This is a genomic window from Gilliamella sp. WF3-4 (assembly GCF_001690275.1).
Taxonomy (GTDB): Bacteria; Pseudomonadota; Gammaproteobacteria; order Enterobacterales; family Orbaceae; genus Gilliamella; species Gilliamella apicola_C.
The window spans coordinates 110,779-135,394 of record NZ_LZGW01000017.1; the positions used below are offsets into that span (position 1 = coordinate 110,779).

A 24,616-nucleotide genomic window follows, 5' to 3' on the forward strand; every position below is an offset into this window, starting at 1 on the left:
GGATTGATGAGGATTAGACATGAGTGAACAAAGCGAAAAAAAACAGTGTGATTGCCAAAGAGAAGGACTGGCTATTTTTCCTACCCGTTATACGGTAGTTCCTACTTATATTAAAAGTGCTTGTCCAACATGGGCAAAGTTAGACGGAGTAACCACTGTTTCCTTAAATAAGGATTACCAGTATCATGTTCGCCGAATTAGAGCTGGGTTTATTTATATTTATTTACCTTCAGACGCAGACGGTTCTAATGAAGACAGTTCTAATGAAGACGCTAGCTCACAAAGTGAATCCGCACAAGAGGAGTTAGAAAACCGTTATTGGTTAATTTATAGTGTTGATGATGAAGGTCGGTTTACTAAATTAAATGGCATGCAGTCGACAAAATCGGTTGATGTGAACGAAAACGGATCCTACCACTGCCCAAACTTATTAAGTAACCCTACGTTAAATGCTTTTCTTACTATACCGAACCCTTCGCGTTACAGTAAAGTTTATATTGCTTATAGTGAGTTTCCTTGGACTGTTGAAGCGATGCAAGAATATCGTAAAACGCCAACCCCACGTATGCAAGAATTAGATATTGAGGCTTGGCAAAATAAAAACTATAACCAAGAAAGTGCCACTATTGCCTCAGAACGATCAATTACTGATATTTTAGATTTTAATTTTGATTTTATCCAAAAAAATGCTTTGCCTGATACAAAACATGAATTTTATCAAAGTGCCCAATCAGTCAATGCTATGCAAGGACCACTGTGGCTGTATGAGAAAAAATCAATTTTATTAAATAACGATTATCAAAAAATCACCCAAATTAACACAACTGAACAACCGTGGGCGATTTTTAAAGCCAATACCAATGAATCGGAGGAACAGCTTTCAGCTGAAATGCACGATTCATATGTACAAAAATTACATAGCACGATGCAAAGTTATAGCGGTGATCATGGGCAACCAATGTTGCTAGCATTGGATGATGCAATAGGGGTAGCGCTCGATCTCAACAACTACTATACCGATATTTTTGGTCACTTGGGTCAATTTAACAAAGAAGCCGATATGGAATTAGATGTTAAAGAGATGATGAAAGTGGTGGAAACCTATTCCGAATATCAAGTAGCGCAAGAAGATTTCAAGTTTTCCCCTACAAATGACGAACTCTATTTAGCGACAGCAAATGGTAAAAGGTTAGCAGATATTGATTACCAAGAAGCATTTTCATTATCACAATTAAAAGATATAAGCGATAAAGAATATGAAAGTATTTCGCAATATAACAAACATAAAATAGGAGGTAAATTTAAAGTAAGGGGTATTATTGATAATATGAATAAGATATATGGTACGCCTAAAGCTGAAGATGGACTTAAGGCACCTATAAATCGTGATTATTATCAATTAGTCAAATCATACATTTTATTGGTTAAAGAGTATTTTTATGGCAAACCGCTTGGGCATGAATACTATTACCGATTTATGAAATTTTTAAAATTGAATTATTTTGGTGAAGGTCCTTCAATATATGAAAGCCCCTGGTATAGCGATCAACTAATTAACGGAGAATACCTAGAAAACAGCATTTATGCTAAAGCTATAAAATATTCCTCGTTTAGTTATGAAGCCCCAATTGAAGAAATTAAGCAAGATGCCAAATTATTGGATAAAGTTTATAACGCATTGATAAAAGAGTATTGTGACAAAGCAAAAGAACATCAATCACTTCTTTATAGAAAAACACAAAATGAGTTTAAAAAATATAAACGGTGCTTGATTTCTCACCATTTTGAAAATGTGGAAAAAAAATTTAACCAACATATTAAGCAAATTGCCAGTGAGCGAGCCAAGCAACTTATTCATTGGATTAAAGAAAGCCATTATTTAACCTTTGTGAATGATCTATCGTACGAACGTAATATTGAGCTCGACAACAACAGTGCGGTATGGGGTAAATGCCAAACTAAAATAGAAGAAGAATTGAATATTGCATTAAAAGAAGAAGAAATAAAAAAACATCAAAAACAAGAGTTACTGAAAATTAACCTTAATGGTTATTATTTTACCGCAGTGGTTAACCGCACTTTTGAAGGATTAGAACAAACCGAAGAAGGCAACGCCTTTATTGAACAGCTATTAGATATCCAGCAATTTAGTATTGAAGGCGAAACCTATATCCATATTAGAACCTCGATTGCGGCATTATTATGGCGTACAATCAGTTATGATTGGCAGTTAACTTGGGACGTATTGAAAGAAATATATAACGCAGTAGATGCTAATAAAAAAGAAAAATATGCTGAAGATGCGCTTACAGAAGCAATTAAATCCAACATATCAACCTATATCGTTAATTTACGCAAAGCCAACCTAGTGCTAGAACATATCATGGAGTTAAAGAAACTGCAAAATAAACAGGGGCTAACTACTATTGCGATTGACACCAGCTTTGGTAAACATAACATTATTACCCGTTGGTTTAGCAATTACGACAACCCAGGCACCATGAATAATTACACATTAAAACTGTATGATAAACTGGTGGCAATGTGTGTACCAATTAACACTTGTTTATACAGCTTGGGGGCAATGATTGCCGAAACCGCTGCCTTGGCGCTATCTGGCGTTGTTTGGAAAACGGCTGTCACTTATGCGCATATGAAATATCAAATTATGGCGACTTATAAAACCTTTAAAGCGCAAAGCTTTGTGGGGGTGCCTGTGGGTGGTGGCTTGCATGTTTTGCTTAGCACTTACCCTGCTCAAGTAAAAAAAACCTTAAAAGAACTGCGTGACAGTTTAAACAGCGCCATTAAACAGCTTGATAAACGCTTTACCGAACAATTTGTTGAGCTCGATCACCTATTTAAAAAGCAAGTTAATGTGGTGTTTAAAATTTTTTCTGAACAGGCAACTCAACAATTAACCACTAATCAAATTCATCTGCGTAGCGCAAGGTTAGGTTTTTTAGTAGGGGCGTTCGAAGCCTATAACTGGCGATACATTATGAATAAAGAGCCTTCACTATTTGCTAACGATACCGACATTTTATTAGAAAAAGCCATGGCAACTAGTTCGTTAGCAGCCGCCGTTGCCGACACCGTAGCATCAACTATTTTGGCACGTAACCCAAGGGCAATAAAGGGCTTTCGGTATGCTAAAACAGGCTTTGGCGTGTTTACCGCGTTAACTTATTTTATCTCTGCGGTTGAAATGGGGATAGGCGCTAAGGACAACTACAAATATGGCAATTCATATGCCACTTGGTCGGGAGGGTTAGCGTGTGGACTAAACACGACGGCTGGTGGATTATATGTGTTATATGGGTTATCGTACCGTTATGAATGGGTACAAACCCTGTTCCGTGTAAAAATTCAGAAACTAATCTTGCGCAAAGGGCTTCAACAAGCCTTTAATTTAGGCGCCTGCCGATTATTACTATTCCGTGTTGCTGGAGCGGTTGGGGGGTTAGCGGCACTATTAACATGGATTTATGAAATTTGTAAAGATAACGATATTCAAATTCATCTTAAATTTTCAGCACTAGGCAAAAAAAGAGATGAGCAAAAATTTACCAATGCCGCGCAACAGGCTAACCATTTTACAGCCATTGCTGAATTAAAAGGTTTTTTTGACGATGCGATCTTTGCCACTCAACAAGCAAATAGTGCGCCGCAAACGCACCCTAAAACCGAAGATCAAAGCGATCAAGATCAATTGCAACACCCCGCCATTATGTTACAAATTGAGCAGGAAGTATTAAAATGGTTGGATTAATGGTTGCACAAGGTGATTTATCATCGCTTTATTAATAAACAGCGGGTATAGCCCGCTTTTAATGCATTCTTAGTTCATCTTCTTCTATCGGTGGGTACCCAGACCATTCATTAGGGTGATTAACCGCCCCCATTTTTAACGCGTATTTACGCCATAATTGCGCACGGGGAATATCTTGCTCTTCGCGTTTATAATAATGACTTAACGACGTTATGATAATGTGGTTGCCTTGAATGGCTTCTTTGGTTAAATAACGCTCTTTTAGCTTTGACAGTTCGCCAACTGTATTGCCCAGTAATACATCAAAGGTGTTTCTTGGCCATTTTGCATAAATGTGTATTTCCCACCCTTCCTGCATATTTAGGTTATAAAACCCATTAAGAAAATGAAAGCGATCATAGATCCAATCTTCATCGCATACCTTTTCACGAGCACTATATTGAGAGCGATATTTGGTTTTTTGGCGCTTCAATTGAGTATTAAAGTCATATCGATTAGACATTATTACATCAATCAATTGCCATAAGTTATCATCAGGGTGCAATTGATAGGCTTGCTCAAGTAAGGTAAAGGCTTTATATTCATCGACTTTGGTACCTAAGCCTTGCATATACATAAACGCTAATGTCCTTATTGCTGGGACAAACTGTTGGTTTGCTGCTTGTTCATAAAGCGTAAAGGCATGATTTTCATTTTTATCAACCCCAATACCAAACAGATAAAAATAAGCCAAATTGGTTTGCGCTAGGGCATGCCCTTGGTTGGCGGCTTTTTGGTACCATTCAATGGCTTTTTGTAAATCAGGCTCGACCCCTTGGCCATATTCACTCAAGGGGTAAACTCCACGGGGATAATATTCAATGGGTAAGCTCATTTTGTCGAATCGGGCAAATTGTGCTTCGATTTTAGGTAGCTCAGGGTCGATATTGTTGCCATTTTCGTCAAAAATATACAATCGAGGCGCTTTACCGCCTGATGCGTTTTCGTAAATATAACCAATACTATTTTGAGCATCGACATTGCCTTGAGCGGCGGCTTTTTCAAACCAACTTAAAGCAACTGGAAAGTTGTTTAACTCATCACGATACATTGAGCCTAAGTTATATTGTGCTTTAGCCAGTCCCTGAGCAGCCGCTTTTTCAAATAATAGTCGTGCTTTAGTATGATCCCCTTTTTGGTAAAGCAAATTATCGCCGTAAAAAATTTCGCCCAAGGTGTTTTGGGCAATGGCATCACCACTTTCAGCCAGTTCAGTGCAGAGTTTCATGTTTGCTTCATCACGTGAAAGTTGGCAAGTGGGTTGCTCCGAGGCGCTAGGCATCAAGCGAGTTTGGGTCGCATTGGTATGATGATTGCCCTTGGCAAAAGCCAACATCGCAAATAAGGCAACACCAAATCCCAATACCGCATAAGGGATTTTTTTCATTTTCATTCCATTTATAACGATTTTTGATGAATTTTAATATGGTTAACCACGCTAATTGTATAGCAAAAATCGGTGGTAACAAATTAAAAAACAAACAATAAATACCTGAAAAAATCGAAGATCAAAGCAAGCAAGATCAATCGCAACACCTTGCAATCATGTTACAAAAACAATTAAAAGCGAATATGATCCGCTTTTAATGCATTCTTAGTTCATCTTCTTCTATCGGTGGGTATCCTGACCATTCGCTAGGGTGATTAACCGCCCCCATTTTTAACGCATATTTACGCCATAACTGCGCACGGGGAATATCTTGCTCTTCGCGTTTATAATAGTGACTTAACGACGTTATGATAATGTGGTTGCCTTGAATGGCTTTTTTGGTTAAATAACGCTCTTTTAACGTTGATTGTTCGCCAACCGTATTGCCCAGTAATATATCAAAGGTGTCTCTTGGCCAAAGTGTAAAAGCGATAATTCGTGAACCATAGAGCATATTTAAATTGTAAAAATCTTTCAGGTAAAAGAAATTATCATAGATCAAATCTTCATCGCTCACCTTTTCACGAGCACTATTATATTGGGAGCGATATTTGGTTTTTTGGCGCTTCAATTGAGTATTAAAGTCATATCGATTAGACATTATTACGTCAATCAATTGCCATAAGTTATCATCGGGTTGTAATTGATAGGCTTGCTCAAGTAAGGTAAAGGCTTTATATTCATCGACTTTGGTGCCTAAGCCTTGCATATACATAAACGCTAATGTCCTTATTGCAGGGACAAACTGTTGCTTAGCGGCTTGTTCATAAAGTGTAAAGGCATGATTTTCATTTTTATCAACCTCAATACCAAACAGATAAAAATAAGCCAAATTGGTTTGCGCTAAAGCATGCCCTTGGTTGGCGGCTTTTTGGTACCATTCAATGGCTTTTTGTAAATCAGGCTCGACCCCTTGGCCATATTCACTCAAAGGGTAAACTCCACGGGGATAATATTCAATGGGTAAGCTCATTTTGTCGAATCGGGCAAATTGTGCTTCGATTTTAGGTAGTTCAGGGTCGATATTGTTGCCATTTTCGTCAAAAATATACAATCGAGGCGCTTTACCGCCTGATGCGTTTTCGTAAATATAACCAATACTATTTTGAGCATCGACATTGCCTTGAGCGGCGGCTTTTTCAAACCAACTTAAAGCAATTGGAAAGTTGTTTAACTCATCACGGTACATTGAGCCTAAGTTATATTGTGCTTTAGCCAGTCCCTGAGCGGCCGCTTTTTCAAATAATAGCCGCGCTTTAGTGTGATCCCCTTTTTGGTAAAGCAAATTATCGCCGTAAAAAATTTCGCCCAAGGTGTTTTGGGCAATGGCATCACCACTTTCAGCCAGTTCAGTACACAGTTTCATGTTTGCTTCATCACGTGAAAGTTGGCAAGTGGGTTGCTCCGAGGCGCTAGGCATCAAGCGAGTTTGGGGCGCATTGGTATGATGATTGCCCTTGGCAAAAGCCGACATCACAAATAAGGCAACACCAAACCCCAATACCGCATAAGGGATTTTTTTCATTTTCATTCCATTTATAACGATTTTTGATGAATTTTAATATGGTTAACCGCGCTAATTGTATAGCAAAAATTGGTGGTAACAAATTAAAAAACAAGCAATAAATACCTTAAAAAATCGAAGATCAAAGCAAGCAAGATCAATCGCAACATCTTGCAATCATGTTACAAAAACAATTAAAAGCGGATATGATCCGCTTTTAATGCATTCTTAGTTCATCTTCTTCTATCGGTGGGTACCCAGACCATTCATTAGGGTGATTAACCGCCCCCATTTTTAACGCGTATTTACGCCATAACTGCGCACGGGGAATATCTTGCTCTTCGCGTTTATAATAATGACTTAACGACGTTATGATAATGTGGTTGCCTTGAATGGCTTCTTTGGTTAAATAACGCTCTTTTAGCTTTGACAGTTCGCCAACTGTATTGCCCAGTAATACATCAAAGGTGTTTCTTGGCCATTTTGCATAAATGTGTATTTCCCACCCTTTCTGCATATTTAGGTTATAAAACCCATTAAGAAAATGAAAGCGATCATAGATCCAATCTTCATCGCATACCTTTTCACGAGCACTATATTGGGAACGATATTTTATTGTTTGATGTTTTAATTGTGTTCTAAATTTATATTGATTAGACATTATAACCCTAAGGGTATGCCATAAGTTATCATCAGGGTGCAATTGATAGGCTTGCTCAAGTAAGGTAAAGGCTTTATATTCATCGACTTTGGTGCCTAAGCCTTGCATATACATAAACGCTAATGTCCTTATTGCAGGGACAAATTGTTGCTTAGCGGCTTGTTCATAAAGCGTAAAGGCATGATTTTCATTTTTATCAGCCCCAATACCAAACAGATAAAAGTAAGCCAAATTGGTTTGCGCTAAAGCATGCCCTTGGTTGGCGGCTTTTTGGTACCATTCAATGGCTTTTTGTAAATCAGGCTCGACCCCTTGGCCATATTCACTCAAGGGGTAAACTCCACGGGGATAATATTCAATGGGTAAGCTCATTTTGTCGAATCGGGCAAATTGTGCTGCGATTTTAGGTAGTTCAGGGTCGATATTGTTGCCATTTTCGTCAAAAATATACAATCGAGGCGCTTTACCGCCTGATGCGTTTTCGTAAATATAACCAATACTATTTTGAGCATCGGCATTGCCTTGAGCAGCCGCTTTTTCAAACCAACTTAAAGCAATCGGAAAGTTGTTTAGCTCATCACGGTACATTGAGCCTAAGTTATATTGTGCTTTAGCCAGTCCCTGAGCGGCCGCTTTTTCAAATAATAGCCGCGCTTTAGTGTGATCCCCTTTTTGGTAAAGCAAATTATCGCCGTAAAAAATTTCGCCCAAGGTATTTTGGGCAATGGCATCACCACTTTCAGCCAGTTCAGTGCACAGTTTCATGTTTGCTTCATCACGTGAAAGTTGGCAAGTGGGTTGCTCCGAGGCGCTAGACATTAAGCGAGTTTGGGGCGCATTGGTATGATGATTGCCCTTGGCAAAAGCCGACATCGCAAATAAGGCAACACCAAACCCCAATACCGCATAAGGGATTTTTTTCATTTTCATTCCATTTATAACGATTTTTGATGAATTTTAATATGGTTAACCGCGCTAATTGTATAGCAAAAATCGGTGGTAACAAATTAAAAAACAAACAATAAATACCTTAAAAAATCGAAGATCAAAGCGATCAAGATCAATCGCAACACCTTGCAATCATGTTACAAATTGAGCAAGAAGTATTAAAATAGATGATTTTGTTGTTTTTCAGACTCAACAATAAAAAAACGGGCGGTGCCCGTTATTTATTGCGTTACATTATCTTCAATAGGTGGGTAATCAGGCCAAAATTCTGGTTTATTGACTTGTCCCATTTTTAATGCATATTTGCGCCATAACAGCGCTTTTTGGATATCACCGCCTTCTCCTTTATAAAAATAACTTAGTAAAGTCATTGTATTATAATAACCTTGGATGGATTTTTTTATAAAGTAACGTTCTTTTAATTTCAATAGATCGCCTGTATCTTTGCCTAACCAAACATCTAAGGTATTTCTTCGGTTTTTCGTTAAAATAAACAGATGTGAACTATTCAGCATGTCTAGATTGTAGAAGCTTTTAAGTCCATATAAGGATCCATAGATCAAATCTTCATCACTACCTTCTCCAAGAATGTAATAGCTAATTCTAATAGTTTTTTGATCTTTATGCTGTAATGTGGTTTTTAACCCATAATGTCGATACATTACGTTATAAAAAAAATCCCATAAGGTTTCATCAGGTTGTAGTTGGTAGGCTTGCTCAAGTAAAGTAAAGGCTTTATATTCATCCGCTTTGGTTCCTAAGCCTTGCATATACATAAACGCCAACGTTTTTATTGCTGGGACAAACTGTTGGTTTGCTGCTTGCTCATAGAGTTTAAAGGCGTGACTTTCATCTTTATTGACCCCGATACCAAACAGATAAAAATAGGCCAAATTAGTTTGCGCTAGGGCATGCCCTTGGTCGGCGGCTTTTTGGTACCATTCAATGGCTTTTTGTAAATTAGGCTCTAGTCCTTGACCATATTCACTCAATGGATAAATGCTACGTCGGTAATAATCAACAGGCAAGTTATTATCAAACTTTGCAAACTTTGCTTTAATATTGGGGATTTTTTTGTCTGTATTTTTACCGCTTTGATTAAAAGTATATAGCCGAGGAGGGGTACCTCCCGATGCATTTTCGTAAATATAACCAATACTATTTTGAGCATCAACATTACCTTGTGCAGCGGCTTTTTCAAACCAACTTAAAGCAAGCGGAAAGTTGTTTAACTCATCACGATACATTGAGCCTAAGTTATATTGTGCTTTAGCCAGTCCCTGAGCAGCCGCTTTTTCAAATAATAGTCGTGCTTTAGTGTGATCCCCTGCTTCGTACCAAGGTTTAATAGTATAAAAGATTTCACCTAAGGTATTTTGGGCCATGGCATCACCTTTTTCGGTCAGCTCGGTGCAGAGTTTAATGTTTTCTTTATCAAACTTAAGTTGACAAATCGGCTGGGTAGGTTGGTTTGCGGTATTATAAGATGTTGTAGCAAGGTTTTTAGTGTTATCGGCATAACTTGAAAACGATACAAAGCACAATAAAAATGCAGTGTGAAGGATTTTTTTCATTTTTATTCCATTTATTACTATTATTTAATAAACCATGATATGGTTAACCTAGTTAATTATATAGTAAAAAATTGTGCTAACAAGTTAAAAAATAATCAATAAATTCCCCAAAAAACGAAGATCAAAATCGATCTCAATATCCAGTAATCATGTTACAAATTGAGTTAGAGGTAAAGTAAAAAGTATTACAACAGTTGGAGCTATTGTTGTGCAAGGTGATTGTTTTTCCTAATTTTTTAATGTGTATTTACGTCATAACTGCGTACGGGGTATATTTTGCTCTTCGCCTTTACCATAGTAAATTAACGAGGTTTTTATCATGTTATTGTCTTAAATGGCTTCTTTTGTCAAGTGCACTCTTTTAATTTTCATAGTTCGCTAATAATATGTTTAAGGTTACGATTTTCAGCCTCTAGTTCTTTTAAACGTTTAATGTTTCAAGTTTCTATACGCTCTATTTTTCCCACCATTGATAAAAAGTTAAATTGTCCACACCCTATTTACGGGATAGTGCTTTAATGGGAACGCATGCCTCAGCTTCTTTTCAAATAGATACGATTTGATGTTTAGTCATTTTTTCATAATTAAATCTTTTTTTACTTTTATCATAGAGAATTTTCTATTTTTAGTTGTACTATTTTAGGGGGATAGTTACATTTAGGGGACAGTTACATACAAAAAGTTATAACACTTGGGTTGCGAATTTAATAAGTAAATATGGTTATAAAACGAAATGAACTTTAGTTAAAAACATGCTGAGTTCGGATATCGAGATTAGATATGATGTCTTAACAATATATCCCAGTTATCATGAAAAATTTGAGGGATAGGCAAGGGGCGGTTTCACAGATGATGACAATGTTGTTTTACCAATTAATAGTACGGCGGAAGAAATCGGAGCTGGATTAAGACGGATTTTAGTTGTTGCTGTTAATTTAGCTAATCTAGTTTTTATATTTTTGTTAAAGGTGAATGTTAACATTGTCACCAAACTATATAATTATGAGCGGAGAATAGTAATTTTAAGCTGATTTTTACGCATTGTGCATCCTATTTTTCATTTGAAATATAAAAGAATACACAAACCTAGTACGTATAAAAATCATTCAGAAAAACCATTGATTTTATTGAAGTTTTTATTATTGAAAAATAATAGCAAATAATAACATTACTTCTTTTGCGACAAGGCTATTTTATGATGCACTGCCCGATATATTTAAATATTGGGCGTATGTGAATACTAACTTTTTTGTAACGAATATTTGCTTTGCACTAACTGGCTATTAAAGGCTATTTTAGCTATTTGCTATAGTCTTAATAAGCGTCTTATCAACCATATAATCATCTTCTTTTTAAAACAACCCGCAGATCTTCACCTACCATCGTAGTCGATTCGAACTGAAAGTTGGGTGCCATGGATAATTTTTGTAAATTAGGCAATATACACATATCTTTCGAATTATGCCCAAGTAATTTTGGCGCATAATAGATAATCAGTTCATCAACTAAGTCTTGCTCTATTAGTGCGCCAGCTAAGTGTGCACCAGCTTCAACCCAGACGGAATTTATGCCTTTTTTTCCAAAAAGTGTTAGTAAATGAACTAAATCAATATGATTTTGGGGAGAAGATTCAATAATTAATTGAGTGTTGGGTTTATTGATCGCAATATCTTGTTTGCGCACTACCCATATTTCGCCCAGTTGCTTAAAAATATTTTCTTCGCCTGTTAGTTGATTCTGACTATCGATAATGACTCGTATGGGTTGCCGAATATTTTCAGGAGGATAAATTTGTTTTATGTCATCAGGCAATTGTGCATGCCTGACTGTTAAGCTCGCATTATCCGTTTGCACCGTCATGCGAGTGCTCAATATACAACTTGCTTGCGCTCTGTATCTTTGTACATCTTGCCTTGCAATACTTGATGTTATCCATTTGCTTTCACCTGATGCCATAGCGATTTTACCGTCTAGCGAGGCAGCTAGTTTAAGTTGTACATATGGCAATCCAGTTCGCATTCGCTTTAAAAAACCTTTATTAAGCGATTCAGCTTGAGCGGCTAATACTCCAACAATAACCTCAATTCCCGCATCACGTAATCGTTTAATTCCATTACCTGAAACATCGGGGTTGGGATCTTGCATAGCAATCACAACACGTTTAATTTGCGATCTAATTAAGGCATCAGCACAAGGAGGCGTTCGCCCAAAATGACTGCAAGGTTCCAATGTCACGTAAGCCGTTGCACCTTGTGCGGCTTTTCCAGCCATGTTAAGTGCGTAAACTTCGGCATGTGGTAATCCTGCTTTTTGATGATAACCCGTGCCCACAATCTGATTATTTTTTACGATCAGGCAACCGACATTAGGATTAGGTGACGTGGTAAAACGACCCAACTTAGCGAGCTCAATAGCTTGCTGCATATAAAAATAATCGTTATCGTTTATTATCATTTAGGGTGTTATTTCTGTTGTAATTTGGCAATTTCATTACTAAATTGTTCGATATCATCAAAACTAAAATAGACCGATGCAAAGCGGATATAAGCTATTTTATCAAGCTTTTTGAGTTCTTCAATAACGTAACGACCAATTAATTTCGCTGGTATTTCACGTTCGCCTGTTGATCTAATTTTTGATTTTATACGTGTAATAGCATCTTCAATCGAGTCAAAGCTAACAGGGCGTTTTTCTAAAGCTCGTTTTATACCATTGCGTAATTTATCTTCATTAAATGGCTCACGAACTTTATTACTTTTAATGACATTAGGCATAATTAATTCAGCAATTTCAAATGTGGTAAAACGCTCATTACATTCAACACATTGTCGTCTTCGACGTACTTGAAAGCCTTCACTAACAAGTCGAGAATCAATCACCTTAGTATCATTTGCATTACAAAACGGACAAAACATAATAATATCCTTATAATGACACAATTTAGATTACAATAGCTCAAAATTTTGATTTAAACAAGATTGATTAGTATTTTCTATTCTTGATGAGATGTATATTTTAGCGTTAAGAATAAAGGGAGCTATTTAATGAGTAAGATTAGCTAAGCGGTAAAGTAAGGCAATTGAGAGCATTATCACTCAATGAATTAAATGCCGCCGATTTCTTGGCGGCAGTACAAAATTTACCATTCTAGCTTCATTAAAAAATTACGTAATTTGGTAAAATCATTCGGCATATAATGGGAAAGTAGTGTCATATCTGCTCGTTCAGCTAATGCGTTAGGAAGTGCAATTTGCTTGCCAAGAATATTTTCAACGACTTCTTTAAATTTAGCAGGGTGCGCAGTACCTAAAAATAAGCCATATTCACCCTTTTGTAACTGATCACGTAAAGCACGATAAGCAATTGCGCCATGTGGTTCGGATAAATAGCCTTTTTGATCGAGTTCACAAACGGTTTGTTTAGCAACTTCATCAGAAACCGCCGCATGAGCCAGTGATTTAAGATCCCAACCTTCACGCTGATAAATTTCTTCAATTCTAGGCCAGTTATTGGGTTGACTAACATCCATTGCATTAGATAGCGTTGCAATTGTTGCATGTGGTTCCCATTTACCAGTTTCTAAATATCGAGGTACTGTATCATTCGCATTAGTTGCTGCAATAAAACGCTTAATTGGTAAGCCCATGGTTTTTGCAAGTAGCCCAGCGGTTAAATCACCAAAGTTGCCACTTGGAACAGAAATAACTAATTGCTCACGTTGTTTGGGGGGTAATTGAGCGTAAGCTTCAAAATAGTAACATATTTGAGCGAGTAATCGGCTGATATTGATCGAATTAGCAGAGTTCAAACCAATTTTAGTTTTTAATTCTTCATCATCAAATGCCTTTTTCACTAATGCTTGGCAGGCATCAAAATCACTTTTGATGGCAATGGTATGAATATTATCACCAAGTGTACAAAAGAGTTTTTCTTGTAATGGGCTGATTTTTCCTTCAGGGTATAAAATAACGGCCCGAATATTCGGCAAATGATAAAATGCATGGGCGACAGCTGCGCCTGTATCGCCAGATGTCGCAGTTAAAATAGTGATTTTTTTATCTGCTGCTACTTGAACTAATGCTTGTGCCATAAATCGCCCACCAAAATCTTTAAATGCTAGTGTGGGACCATGATAAAGCTCTAATGAGCCAATATCTGCTTCAACGGATGTTATGGGGGCAGGAAATTGAAAAGCATTTTTAACTAGTCTGTACATATCATCACTGCTAATTTCATCACCAATAAAAGCAGATAATATTTTGGCGCTACGAGTAACAAAATCAAGATTTAATAATGATTCAATTTCGTTTATGGAAAATTTAGGGAGTTCTTGGGGAAAGAATAGGCCTTGGCCTTTTCCTAATCCTTGTTGTACCGCTTGAGAAAAACTAACTTGTTCTGAATGATCTTTTAAGTTATATAATTTCATAATTATGTTCCGGTTATCTTTAATCTTTAATCTTTCACTTTTACTGCTATCAGCTTGAACAGTAAAAAGTTAACGTATTTTTTAGATTTAGTCCTGTTTTTATAATAAATAAACTTAAATAATTCTTGCGCCTAGGGGATCTATTTTACAAATATGGGTAAAGCCTTCATCATTTTGTAAATAACAATGTTTAAGCAGTAATTCAATTTGTTGTGCCGTTTCAAGTTGATCTGCAATGACAAACATTGTTGGACCTGAGCCAGAAATTCCCGATGCTAGAGCTCCGAGCTGTTTGACCCGTTTTTGTATTTCATCAAAGCTAGGTAATAATTGTTTGCGGTAAGGTTCAGCAATATTATCAACAAGCATTGCCGAAGCCAATTTAGGTTGTTTGGTATAACAAGCATGCAAAAAACCACCCACATAGCGACCGTGTGCTACGCAATCCGCTTTTTGATATTGAGCCGGTAATATTGCTCGTGCTTCAGCGGTTGAAACCTTAATACCGGGGTATGCCATCACCCAATACCAATCTTCAAAATGAGGTATTGATTCGCTAATTATGCCTATTTCATCAAGGATAAGTTGCATTCCACCTAAATAGCAGGGTGCCACATTATCATAATGCACGCTACCCGAAATGCGTCCTTCAAGCTTCCCCATCATTGTAAGCATTTCAAACTCATTAAATGGTTTATCAAAAAACTCATTTAAGGCAACAAATGCGCCAACCACAGAGCAAGCACTTGATCCTAATCCCGAACCTATTGGCATATTTTTTTCAAGAGTCATACTGACGGGCAATGTTTTACCCATTGCTTGACAAAAATACTGCCAGCATTGATAAACAATATTGTTTTTGGGATCATTGGGGAGGTTTTTCACAAATGAGCCTTTGCTAGTTAACAAAAATTTGCTAGCAGGTTCAACAGTGATACAATCGCCAAGCATCACACCACTAATAGGGCTAATTGCTGCACCTAATATATCAAAGCCAACACTAATATTAGCCATTGATGCAGGCGCATAAACAGTTAAAGATTTATGATTCATTTAGCCTCCTATTTTGCCTGATGTGGTACGTAAAATATCAGCAAAAACACCCGCAGCGGTAACATCATTACCAGCGCCATAGCCTCGTAATACGAGTGGTATAGGTTGGTAATAACGCGTATAGAAAGCTAAGGCATTTTCACCATTTTTGACTTTATAAAGAGGATCTTCGCTATCAACGGCTTCAATCTTAACATGGCATTGCTTGTTTTCTATACTGCCAACATAGCGTAGAACTTTGCCTTTTTTTGCGGCTTGTTCTGATTTTTCTTTAAACACGGCATCCAATTGTGGCAATTGTTTCATAAACTCATCAAGGCTACCTTGTGTATACTCAACAGGTAGAACAGATTCGACATTGATTTGATCAAGCTCTAATTGTAATCCTGCTTCTCGAGCTAAAATTAATAGTTTTCTCGCCACGTCAGTGCCTGATAAATCATCACGAGGATCAGGTTCAGTAAAACCTTTCTCTTTAGCCAATTTAGTTGCTTCAGACAATAACATGCCTTCATCAAGTTTACCAAAGATGAAAGAAAGTGAACCTGACAATATACCTGAAAATTTAATAAGCTCATCCCCTGCATTGAGTAGATTTTGTAAGTTTTCAATAACAGGTAATCCAGCGCCAACATTAGTATCGTACTGGAATTTTCGTTTACTTTTTGCCGCTTCTTGGCGTAAACGCAAATAATAAGCCATTGAACTGGTATTGGCTTTCTTATTTGGCGTGACGACATGAAAGCCATTAGCTAAAAAGTCCGCATATTTATCAGATACTTCACTACTTGATGTACAATCGACTAGAATGGGGTTGAGTAATCGATTATTTTTAGCAAACTCAATAATTCCGTCTAACGTGTAACTATGTTCACTTTGTCTGATTTGATCTCGCCAATTGGTCAGATCAATACCATCACGGTTAAGGATATTATGTTTAGAATTAAATAGCCCACAGACACGAAGATCGATCTGTTTGTTTTTTAGCCATTTTTGCTGACGATTAATTTGATCAATAAGCGCACCACCAACGCCACCAACACCAATAACAAATACATCAAGCATTTTGTCCGTACCAAATAACATTTGGTGAGCAACTCTTACGCCCATTATGGCAACATCATTATCAACCACAACAGAAATTGAGCGCTCAGATGAACCTTGTGCAATAGCGACAATATTAATATTCGCTCTGGCTAGGGCTGTAAAAAAGTTAGCTGATAAGCCTCGTAATGTACGCATACCATCACCGACAACTGAGATAATTGCTTGTTTTTCAATGACTTCAATAGGTTCAAGTAAACCATCTTTTAGCTCCAGGAAAAATTCATCATTTAATGCCTCTTCAGCTCGGCTGAGCTCAGTTTGTGGTACACAAAAACTAATACTATATTCTGATGAAGATTGGGTAATAAGCACCACTGAAATGCCGGCATAAGACATGGCAGAAAAAACGCGAGCCGACATACCCACCATGCCCTTTAAGCCAGGGCCAGAGACGTTAATCATTGCCATATTATTTAAATTAGTAATGCCTTTTACTGGTGTTGTTGAATCAACAACATTGGCACCGATTAATGTACCTGGTGCATCAGGATTATTTGTGTTTTTAATTAAGCAAGGAATTTGAAATTGAGCAATAGGTAAAATCGTTCTTGGGTGAAGAACTTTGGCGCCAAAATAAGAAAGCTCCATTGCCTCTTGATAAGATAGAGTCTTAAGGAGTTTTGCATCAGGCACAGTACGGGGATCACAAGTATAAACACCATCGACATCAGTCCATATTTCACAACTATTAGCACGCAGACACGCAGCTAGTACCGAGGCAGAGTAATCCGAACCATTACGCCCGAGAGCAACGAGCTCACCTTTATCATTACCCGCAGTAAAACCAGGCATTAAAATTATATGATTTTGGGGAATATGCATTTCACTAAGTCGGCGTGAAGACTCTGCAATATCGACGGTTGATTCTAAATAGTTGCCTTCAGCAATTAGCATTGCTACTGGGTTTATTACAGTAACTAAATGCCCCTTAGCCTTAAGCAGTTCTTCCATAATGGCAATAGAGAGTTTTTCGCCACGGCAGATAATTGATGCATTAATGCTATCAGGGCATTGGCCTAATAAAGCGATCCCCTTAAGTAGTTGCTTAACATTGTTTAATTCATCAAGTGCAAAGCGCTTCATCTGTTCATAAGCAAAATTAGGTTGTGCTTTTGCAATTCCTTCTAGTAAATTAGCAAAGATTTTTTCAGCATCACAGATATTATTTTGTATATCCTGCCCAGCAACCGTTTTTTCTACCATTGCAACTAAATGATTAGTAATTTTAGCTGGTGCGGATAAAACCGTTGCGTTTTGCTCTTGTTTAGCATTATTTTCGATAATCTCTGCAACGCGTAAAAAACGTTCTGCGTTAGCGACAGATGTTCCTCCAAATTTTAAAACTTTCATATCACACCTTTACTTATTGTTCTAATTTATGCCTGTTACCATTCAAAATACCTTTTACCTAAAAACATCAGTGGTTTAAAAGTAGTAATAAGAAATCAAAATATTAAAATTTTATCTTTCTTTACTCTTATGGTTTTTGAACCTGTTTTTATAAAAACTAAAAACCCGCCTATTTTGGCGGGTTTTTTATATTTTCAAGGAAAAATTAACCCGCCCTATATTGAATAATAGTGCTTAAGGTGCTAATAATGTTTGAAATCATCATTATCATTTTCATCATTTTCCTAATTAAATTTATTTTTTAAACGCTAAAAACAAAACAGCCTGACATTTTCATGTCAGGCTGTAATTTTAAAAAAACTTTTTGCTATTTTCGTACTCATTAACAACTTTATTCAATGCTTGATAGATACTTTCAGTATCTTGCTTTTTTAACGCTTCATCAAGAATATTAAGATACGATAACATTAGCTTTTGATTGTCTTCTGCAAACTTTGGTGAAATTTCCTGATCTTCATATAGCATGACATAAGTGCGTGCAAATCCAAAAATCAAAAAATAGACCGCTGCATTTTTTGTATCTTCTTGAATTAATGTTTGCATAGCGTTACGCAGTTTTACATAACTGTCTGTGCCTGGTAAACTTGCCGCAAATGTTTTAGTTACTTCAGTAAATACCATTACGATTAACCTCAATCAAAACCACAAGAAAAAAGAATAGCAACCCTAAAGCAGAAGTGCAAGCCTATTTTGTTCTTCAAATCTATTTTTTATTATTAAAGGGAGCGAGCATTTATAATTTACCTCCACAGTCAATACGTTTTAATTACTCACTTTCTTTGTAAAGTGCTAATCCTGCTGGAGCTTGAGCAACTGGCATTATCTCTAGTGAATTGACATTAAAATGTGCTGGCGTATTAACTAACCAAGAAATGGTATTTGCAATATCTTCTGGTGTTATATAATCAATACCTTTGTATACAGCGGCTGCTTGATCATTATTGCCATGAAACCTGACATTAGAAAATTCAGTGCCTCCACATAACCCTGGTTCAATATTGGTGACTCTGATTTTTTTTCCTAAAAGATCAGTGCGTAAATTAGCGCTAAATTGTTTTACAAATGCTTTTGTTGCACCGTATACATTTCCACCTTTATAAGCATAGGTACCAGCTACTGAGCCAATATTAATAATGTAACCAAAGTTGCGCTCAACCATACTAGGTAAAATTTGATGAGTTAAATGAATTAATCCCATTATATTAGTTTGAATCATTGTTTCCCAATCATTGAAATCAGCTTGGTAAGCTGGTTCTAATCCTAAAGCCAATCCTGCATTGTTAATTAAAATATCGATAGGTTGAAATGCTTTAGGAAGCTGTAACAATATTGATTCTATTGCATCTTTTTTTGTAACATCCAAAGTTAAAAAGGTAAAGTTTATTCCTAATTCATCTGCTAATTTTTGTAACTTATCTCCACGTCGAGCAACACCAATCACTTTATAGCCGTCAGCAACGAGCTTACGACAAATTGCTTGACCAAATCCGGATGAAGCACCTGTAACTAAAGCGATATTCATAATAAGCCTCCTTATCGGTTAAACAACGGTTTACGTATATTTCCATAAACTGTGATATGCATAAACAAAAAAGATACAAATAAAAATAGAGTAAAGCACATAATTTCTTGAAATGATTTTACAAAATATTTATTTAATACCTAAAAAAAACCCGCTAATTAAGCGGGTTGATATTTAATATTTCATGTAGCAGGTTCTTCTGCGGGTTCTTCATCTTTCAATGGAACAATCAATGTATCGATATGTGTATTATTAATAAGTTGACGAGCAGAAGACATTAACTTACTCCAAAAGTCTTGATGATGGCCACACACGACAAGATCAGCGCCATATTCGTGAATTGCTTCAATTAATACTTGGTCAAATTCTCCATTTCCTGAAAGAGTATGAGCAATAGGATAACCCGCATCGTCGGCCAATTTATTTAAAGCAACGTGCGCATCTTGAGTAATTCGGTCTTTCATATCATTCATATTAATATCAACCAAACCAGTATAAAGATCTGAATAATTAATACCAACATGAATCAATGATATTTGAGCATTATATGGTCTAGCCATAGAAACAGCTTTTTCGACAAGAACTTCACTTTCAGGTGATAAATCTACTGCGACTAATATATGTTTATAAGCCATGATATTTTACTCCTTCCTATTTTTAAAGCCCAAATAAATTGAAAACCAGTTCTCTATTTTTACTCCTAAATTAATTTTTGAGCAAGCCAAAAAAGTGATCCAGATAGCAAAATTGAAATTGGAAGTGTTAAAATCCAAGTTAATGCGATACTTTTGATTGTTTTACTTTGTACTCCACCACCATCAACAATCATCGTTCCAGCAACTGAGGAAGAAAGAACTTGGGTTGTTGATACTGGCATGCCAGTATAGCTTGCAATTCCAATTGATAAAGCTGTTGTGATTTGTGCTGATACTCCCTGAGCATAAGTCATGCCTTTTTTACCAATTTTTTCACCAATAGTAATAGCTACACGGCGCCATCCTATCATTGTTCCAACTGCCAATGCTGAAGCTACGGCAACGATAATCCAAACAGGCGCATATTCGACAGTTTTAAGCAGATCATTATTCAAAGATTTTAAATATTGTTTATCTTCTGGTGTCACGTTAGGTTGTTTAGCAACATGCGAAACCGTGTCAGATAAACAGAGTAATATACGTCTAGTTTGTGAACGTTGTTCTACCGTAAGTGACTGATAATCACTAATTTTATTGAATAAATTATTAGCAATCGCTAATGTGGTATATGAACGCGAATAATCACAATGATATTTATTCAAGTCGCCTTCTGGAACACTCGTATCTAACAGTGGTTGTTTACCTATTATCGTTGTTAAATCGTCATTATGGGTAACAAAATACTCTTGAATATTGTGAATAGCATTACGAGTATTTGTAATATCATAGGTAGATGCACTCATGTTAACAATAAACCCTGCTGGAGCTATGCCCATCAACACTAACATCAATAAGCCAATACCTTTCTGGCCGTCATTGGCTCCATGAGAAAAACTTACGCCAGCAGCCGAGATAATGAGCATAATACGAATCCAAAAAGGAGGTTTCTTCTTGCCATAGAGTTTTTCACGTTGCTCTGGCGTCATAAATATTCGCTCGCGTTTTTTACTACTTTTTTTACTTTGTCCTTTACGAGTCCAATATTTTCGTAGTAAAAATATCATTAGACCTGCAATCACAAGGCCAACAGCAGGGGAGACAATCAATGATAAAAAGATATGAATCATCTTAGGAATATTAAGGGCATTTATTATTGATGTATCCATAATAAATGCGTTAGCAATTGCCACGCCAATAATCGAACCAATTAGGGTATGTGAGCTTGATGCAGGAATACCTACATACCATGTTCCAAGATTCCAAATAATGGCTGCAAATAAAATAGAAAAAACCATTGCAAGCCCATGAGCAGAACTTACATTAAGTAATAAATCAGTTGGCAATAGATGGACTATAGCATAAGCAACACTCAGTCCACCAAGTAGAACACCAAAAAAGTTGAACATGCCCGCCATAAAAACAGCGAGTTGTTCTTTTAATGCTCTTGTGTAGATTACAGTCGCAACGGCATTAGCTGTGTCATGAAATCCATTAATTGCTTCATAAAAAAGGACAAAAAACAGCGCCAAAAATAAAAATAGAATGGTCGAAAATTCTAATTCAGCAAATAGAGGTAACATAATATATCTTTCTGTTGTTAATATCCCCCCTATTATCCTTGAGAATAGGGTAATGAGCAAAACAAATTTTAAATTTTTCGTTTTGCATAACGCTCCGCTAAAATGGCACAAACCATTAATTGAACTTGATGAAAAATCATTAATGGTAAAATGATTATCCCTGTTATAGACATTGGGAAAATAATACTAGCCATTGGAATACCACTTGCTAAACTTTTTTTCGAGCCACAAAATACAATAGTAATTTCGTCTTCTTTACTAAAGCCAAGTAATCTTGAAACATAGGTTGTTATTAACAAGACAATAGTTAATAACATAATAGAGTAAAAAATAATTTCTAAAAGTGATAAAAAGCTAATTTGAGACCAAATGCCATTTGCGACGGCATCACTAAAGGCAACATATACAACTAATAAAATTGAGAGGCGATCAATTTTAGAAATGGTACTTTTATATTTATCCATCCATTTACTAATGAAATGCCTTGATAAATGACCCAGTATAAATGGCAACATAAGTTTAAGCATGATAGAGATAATAGCATCTAGCATATTCATAGAATTCGAGGCTTGGGTATGCATCAATAAGCCAACCAAAATAGGGGTAATAAATACGCCTAAAAATGTTGACGCTGAGGCGCTACAAATAGCCGCAGCAACGTTACCTTTTGCTATGGAGGTAAAGGCTATAGCGGATTGAACAGTTGCGGGTAGTACACAAAGATAAACAAAACCTAAATAAAGATTTTGCGGTAAAAAAGTGGGAACCAATATTTGCATCATTACTCCTAGAACAGGAAAGATAACAAAAGTGGTCATAAAAATAACTAAATGTAATCGCCAATTTTTTATACCAATAACAATCGCTTGGAAAGAAAGCTTGGCACCGTGCATAAAAAAGAGCAAGCCAATAGCAAAGGTAGTCAGATTTTCAAAAAAAACTTTAGTCTGCCCTTTACATGGTAAAAAACTAGCTGTAATTACGACACAAATTAACGTTAACAGAAATGGATCGATTTTAAAACGTTGTAGGATATTCATAGTTTTGCTTTTAGTCTAATTAGTAAAAAAAATCGCCACGATTGTGGCGATTTTTATAGGTAATAACTTTATTCTAAGAAACTACGAAGCACATCGGAACGGCTTGGATGGCGCAACTTACGCAAGGCTTTAGCTTCAATTTGACGAATACGTTCACGAGTAACATCAAATTGTTTACCCACCTCTTCTAACGTATGGTCTGTATTCATATCTATACCAAATCGCATACGTAATACTTTCGCTTCTCTTGGCGTTAGCCCTGATAAAATATCACGTGTTGCACTACGCAAGCTTTCAGATGTCGCTGCATCTAACGGTTGCTCAAGAGCGGTATCCTCAATAAAATCACCTAAATGCGAGTCTTCATCGTCCCCAACTGGTGTTTCCATTGAGATTGGCTCTTTAGCAATCTTAAGTACCTTACGAATTTTGTCTTCTGGCATTTGCATTCGTTCGGATAACTCTTCAGGCGTTGGTTCACGACCAATTTCTTGTAACATTTGGCGTGAAATACGGTTTAATTTATTGATTGTTTCAATCATATGTACCGGAATACGAATTGTTCTTGCTTGGTCAGCAATTGAACGAGTAATGGCTTGCCTTATCCACCAAGTCGCATAAGTCGAGAACTTATAACCACGACGATATTCAAATTTATCGACCGCTTTCATCAAACCAATATTACCTTCTTGGATAAGATCCAAGAACTGTAATCCACGATTCGTATATTTTTTTGCAATGGAAATAACTAAACGCAAGTTAGCTTCCACCATCTCTTTCTTAGCGCGGCGGGCTTTGGCCTCGCCAATAGACATCCGTCTATTAATATCTTTAATTTGTTCAATAGATAGGCTAGTTTCTGTTTCGATTTGTTGCAATAAGTTAACCTGAACTTGGATTGGTTCTTCAAACTGTTTCAAACTTACAGCAAATGCGCCTTTAGCTGTGAGCGCTTTTTCATACCAGCTCATGTTATTTTCGTTACCGGTAAAATACGTCATAAACTGTTTTTTCGGCATTTTGCATTGTTCAACACAAAGCTTCATAATCACGCGTTCATGTGCTCGGACTCGCTCCATCATACTGCGCATATTATTAACGAGAATATCAAACTGCTTAGCGACTAAACGAAATTGCTTGAATATTTCTGATAGATTTTCGATCTCTTTTTGTGCTTTGTTATGAGCTCGGCCATATTTTTTGATCGCATCAGACGTTTTATCGTGTTGCTCTTTTAATTCAGCAAATTTAGCTCTGGCAACTTCAGGATCAATAGAAACATCATCATCGGTTGAAGAGTCTCCTTCTTCATCCTCATTTTCATCGTCACTATCATCAATTTCAATTTCAGATTCACTAACTTCTAAATCTTCTGGCAATTCGTCTGTCACTTCTTCAGCATTTGGGTCAACAAAGCCTGTAATCAAATCAGATAAACGAACTTGGCCACTTTCGATTAAATTATATTGCTCTAAAAGATAAGTAATTGCTTCTGGATATTCTGATACTGAAGTTTGAACTTGATTGATACCATCTTCAATACGTTTAGCAATATCAATTTCGCCTTCGCGTGTTAGTAGTTCAACCGCGCCCATTTCTCGCATATACATACGAACAGGATCAGTTGTTCTACCAATTTCTGATTCAACATTAGATAATACTAAGGCAGTTGCAGCTTCAACAGCCTCTTCATCAGGGACATTATCTGAAAGTAATAGTTCATCAGAGTCTGGGGCTTCTTCAAGCACTTGAATCCCCATGTCATTAATCATTTGGATAATATCTTCAATCTGATCTGAATCAATAATCTCTTCCGGCAAGTGATCGTTGACATCAGCATAGGTTAAATATCCTAGCTCCTTACCTCGAATGATCAGGAGTTTTAGCTGTGATTGAGAATTTTGCTCCATAAA

General features: G+C 36.6%; 16 protein-coding genes. 1 reads left to right on the forward strand and 15 read right to left on the reverse strand.

Annotation, left to right across the window (positions count from 1 at the left end; all coding sequences use genetic code 11):
- Window positions 1–19: 19 nt before the first annotated feature.
- Window positions 20–3,772 (forward strand): T6SS effector BTH_I2691 family protein, encoded by a 3,753-nt coding sequence (locus A9G47_RS03890; RefSeq protein WP_065642212.1) that lies wholly within the window; start codon window positions 20–22, stop codon window positions 3,770–3,772.
- Window positions 3,773–3,830: 58 nt separating this feature from the next.
- On the opposite strand, the gene A9G47_RS03895 is transcribed toward A9G47_RS03890, so the two are convergent.
- The 15 genes from A9G47_RS03895 to rpoD form a co-directional block, all read right to left on the reverse strand.
- A complete protein-coding gene (locus A9G47_RS03895) occupies window positions 3,831–5,198 on the reverse strand; it encodes a tetratricopeptide repeat protein (protein ID WP_065642213.1) in 1,368 nt (455 codons plus the stop codon).
- Between the two features lie 196 nt (window positions 5,199–5,394).
- A complete protein-coding gene (locus A9G47_RS03900) occupies window positions 5,395–6,765 on the reverse strand; it encodes a tetratricopeptide repeat protein (RefSeq protein WP_065642214.1) in 1,371 nt (456 codons plus the stop codon).
- Window positions 6,766–6,961: 196 nt separating this feature from the next.
- Window positions 6,962–8,329 carry a tetratricopeptide repeat protein gene (locus A9G47_RS03905; RefSeq protein ID WP_065642215.1) on the reverse strand — a complete coding sequence of 456 codons (1,368 nt, stop codon included), beginning with the start codon at window positions 8,327–8,329 and terminating at the stop codon, window positions 6,962–6,964.
- 245 nt (window positions 8,330–8,574) lie between these two features.
- Window positions 8,575–9,927 carry a tetratricopeptide repeat protein gene (locus A9G47_RS03910; RefSeq protein ID WP_065642216.1) on the reverse strand — a complete coding sequence of 451 codons (1,353 nt, stop codon included), beginning with the start codon at window positions 9,925–9,927 and terminating at the stop codon, window positions 8,575–8,577.
- Window positions 9,928–11,268: 1,341 nt separating this feature from the next.
- Complete coding sequence (gene ribD, locus A9G47_RS03915) at window positions 11,269–12,381, reverse strand: bifunctional diaminohydroxyphosphoribosylaminopyrimidine deaminase/5-amino-6-(5-phosphoribosylamino)uracil reductase RibD (protein ID WP_065642217.1); 1,113 nt, start codon at window positions 12,379–12,381, stop codon at window positions 11,269–11,271.
- 8 nt (window positions 12,382–12,389) lie between these two features.
- Window positions 12,390–12,842, reverse strand: coding sequence for a transcriptional regulator NrdR (gene nrdR, locus A9G47_RS03920; protein ID WP_065567847.1), 453 nt, complete (start codon window positions 12,840–12,842; stop codon window positions 12,390–12,392).
- A 224-nt stretch (window positions 12,843–13,066) separates the two neighbouring features.
- Complete coding sequence (gene thrC, locus A9G47_RS03925) at window positions 13,067–14,356, reverse strand: threonine synthase (RefSeq protein ID WP_065642218.1); 1,290 nt, start codon at window positions 14,354–14,356, stop codon at window positions 13,067–13,069.
- 114 nt (window positions 14,357–14,470) lie between these two features.
- The gene (gene thrB, locus A9G47_RS03930) at window positions 14,471–15,409 is read right to left on the reverse strand and encodes a homoserine kinase (protein WP_065567849.1); all 939 of its coding nucleotides are present in this window, start codon (window positions 15,407–15,409) and stop codon (window positions 14,471–14,473) included.
- Entirely contained in the window at window positions 15,410–17,866 is a 2,457-nt protein-coding gene (thrA, locus tag A9G47_RS03935) for a bifunctional aspartate kinase/homoserine dehydrogenase I (protein ID WP_065642219.1), read from the reverse strand.
- Window positions 17,867–18,217: 351 nt separating this feature from the next.
- On the reverse strand, window positions 18,218–18,547 hold the full coding sequence (locus A9G47_RS03940) for a hypothetical protein (protein WP_065567851.1): 330 nt from the start codon (window positions 18,545–18,547) through the stop codon (window positions 18,218–18,220).
- A gap of 145 nt (window positions 18,548–18,692) precedes the next feature.
- Entirely contained in the window at window positions 18,693–19,448 is a 756-nt protein-coding gene (locus tag A9G47_RS03945; RefSeq protein ID WP_065567852.1) for an SDR family NAD(P)-dependent oxidoreductase, read from the reverse strand.
- Between the two features lie 182 nt (window positions 19,449–19,630).
- A complete protein-coding gene (gene uspA / locus A9G47_RS03950; protein ID WP_065567853.1) occupies window positions 19,631–20,083 on the reverse strand; it encodes a universal stress protein UspA in 453 nt (150 codons plus the stop codon).
- 65 nt (window positions 20,084–20,148) lie between these two features.
- On the reverse strand, window positions 20,149–21,663 hold the full coding sequence (gene pitA / locus A9G47_RS03955; protein ID WP_065567854.1) for an inorganic phosphate transporter PitA: 1,515 nt from the start codon (window positions 21,661–21,663) through the stop codon (window positions 20,149–20,151).
- Window positions 21,664–21,731: 68 nt separating this feature from the next.
- Window positions 21,732–22,703 carry a bile acid:sodium symporter family protein gene (locus A9G47_RS03960; RefSeq protein WP_065642220.1) on the reverse strand — a complete coding sequence of 324 codons (972 nt, stop codon included), beginning with the start codon at window positions 22,701–22,703 and terminating at the stop codon, window positions 21,732–21,734.
- Between the two features lie 68 nt (window positions 22,704–22,771).
- Window positions 22,772–24,613, reverse strand: coding sequence for an RNA polymerase sigma factor RpoD (gene rpoD, locus A9G47_RS03965; RefSeq protein WP_065567856.1), 1,842 nt, complete (start codon window positions 24,611–24,613; stop codon window positions 22,772–22,774).
- Between the last annotated feature and the right edge of the window lie 3 nt (window positions 24,614–24,616).

Coding starts and splice junctions, on each gene's coding strand:
- A9G47_RS03890 (WP_065642212.1), top strand. CDS start 20: ATGAGTGAACAAAGCGAAAAAAAACAGTGTGATTGCCAAAGAGAAGGA.
- A9G47_RS03895 (WP_065642213.1), bottom strand. CDS start 5,198: ATGAAAAAAATCCCTTATGCGGTATTGGGATTTGGTGTTGCCTTATTT.
- A9G47_RS03960 (WP_065642220.1), bottom strand. CDS start 22,703: ATGAATATCCTACAACGTTTTAAAATCGATCCATTTCTGTTAACGTTA.
- thrB (WP_065567849.1), bottom strand. CDS start 15,409: ATGAATCATAAATCTTTAACTGTTTATGCGCCTGCATCAATGGCTAAT.
- A9G47_RS03910 (WP_065642216.1), bottom strand. CDS start 9,927: ATGAAAAAAATCCTTCACACTGCATTTTTATTGTGCTTTGTATCGTTT.
- A9G47_RS03940 (WP_065567851.1), bottom strand. CDS start 18,547: ATGGTATTTACTGAAGTAACTAAAACATTTGCGGCAAGTTTACCAGGC.
- ribD (WP_065642217.1), bottom strand. CDS start 12,381: ATGATAATAAACGATAACGATTATTTTTATATGCAGCAAGCTATTGAG.
- uspA (WP_065567853.1), bottom strand. CDS start 20,083: ATGGCTTATAAACATATATTAGTCGCAGTAGATTTATCACCTGAAAGT.
- pitA (WP_065567854.1), bottom strand. CDS start 21,663: ATGTTACCTCTATTTGCTGAATTAGAATTTTCGACCATTCTATTTTTA.
- A9G47_RS03945 (WP_065567852.1), bottom strand. CDS start 19,448: ATGAATATCGCTTTAGTTACAGGTGCTTCATCCGGATTTGGTCAAGCA.
- A9G47_RS03905 (WP_065642215.1), bottom strand. CDS start 8,329: ATGAAAAAAATCCCTTATGCGGTATTGGGGTTTGGTGTTGCCTTATTT.
- thrA (WP_065642219.1), bottom strand. CDS start 17,866: ATGAAAGTTTTAAAATTTGGAGGAACATCTGTCGCTAACGCAGAACGT.
- thrC (WP_065642218.1), bottom strand. CDS start 14,356: ATGAAATTATATAACTTAAAAGATCATTCAGAACAAGTTAGTTTTTCT.
- A9G47_RS03900 (WP_065642214.1), bottom strand. CDS start 6,765: ATGAAAAAAATCCCTTATGCGGTATTGGGGTTTGGTGTTGCCTTATTT.
- rpoD (WP_065567856.1), bottom strand. CDS start 24,613: ATGGAGCAAAATTCTCAATCACAGCTAAAACTCCTGATCATTCGAGGT.
- nrdR (WP_065567847.1), bottom strand. CDS start 12,842: ATGTTTTGTCCGTTTTGTAATGCAAATGATACTAAGGTGATTGATTCT.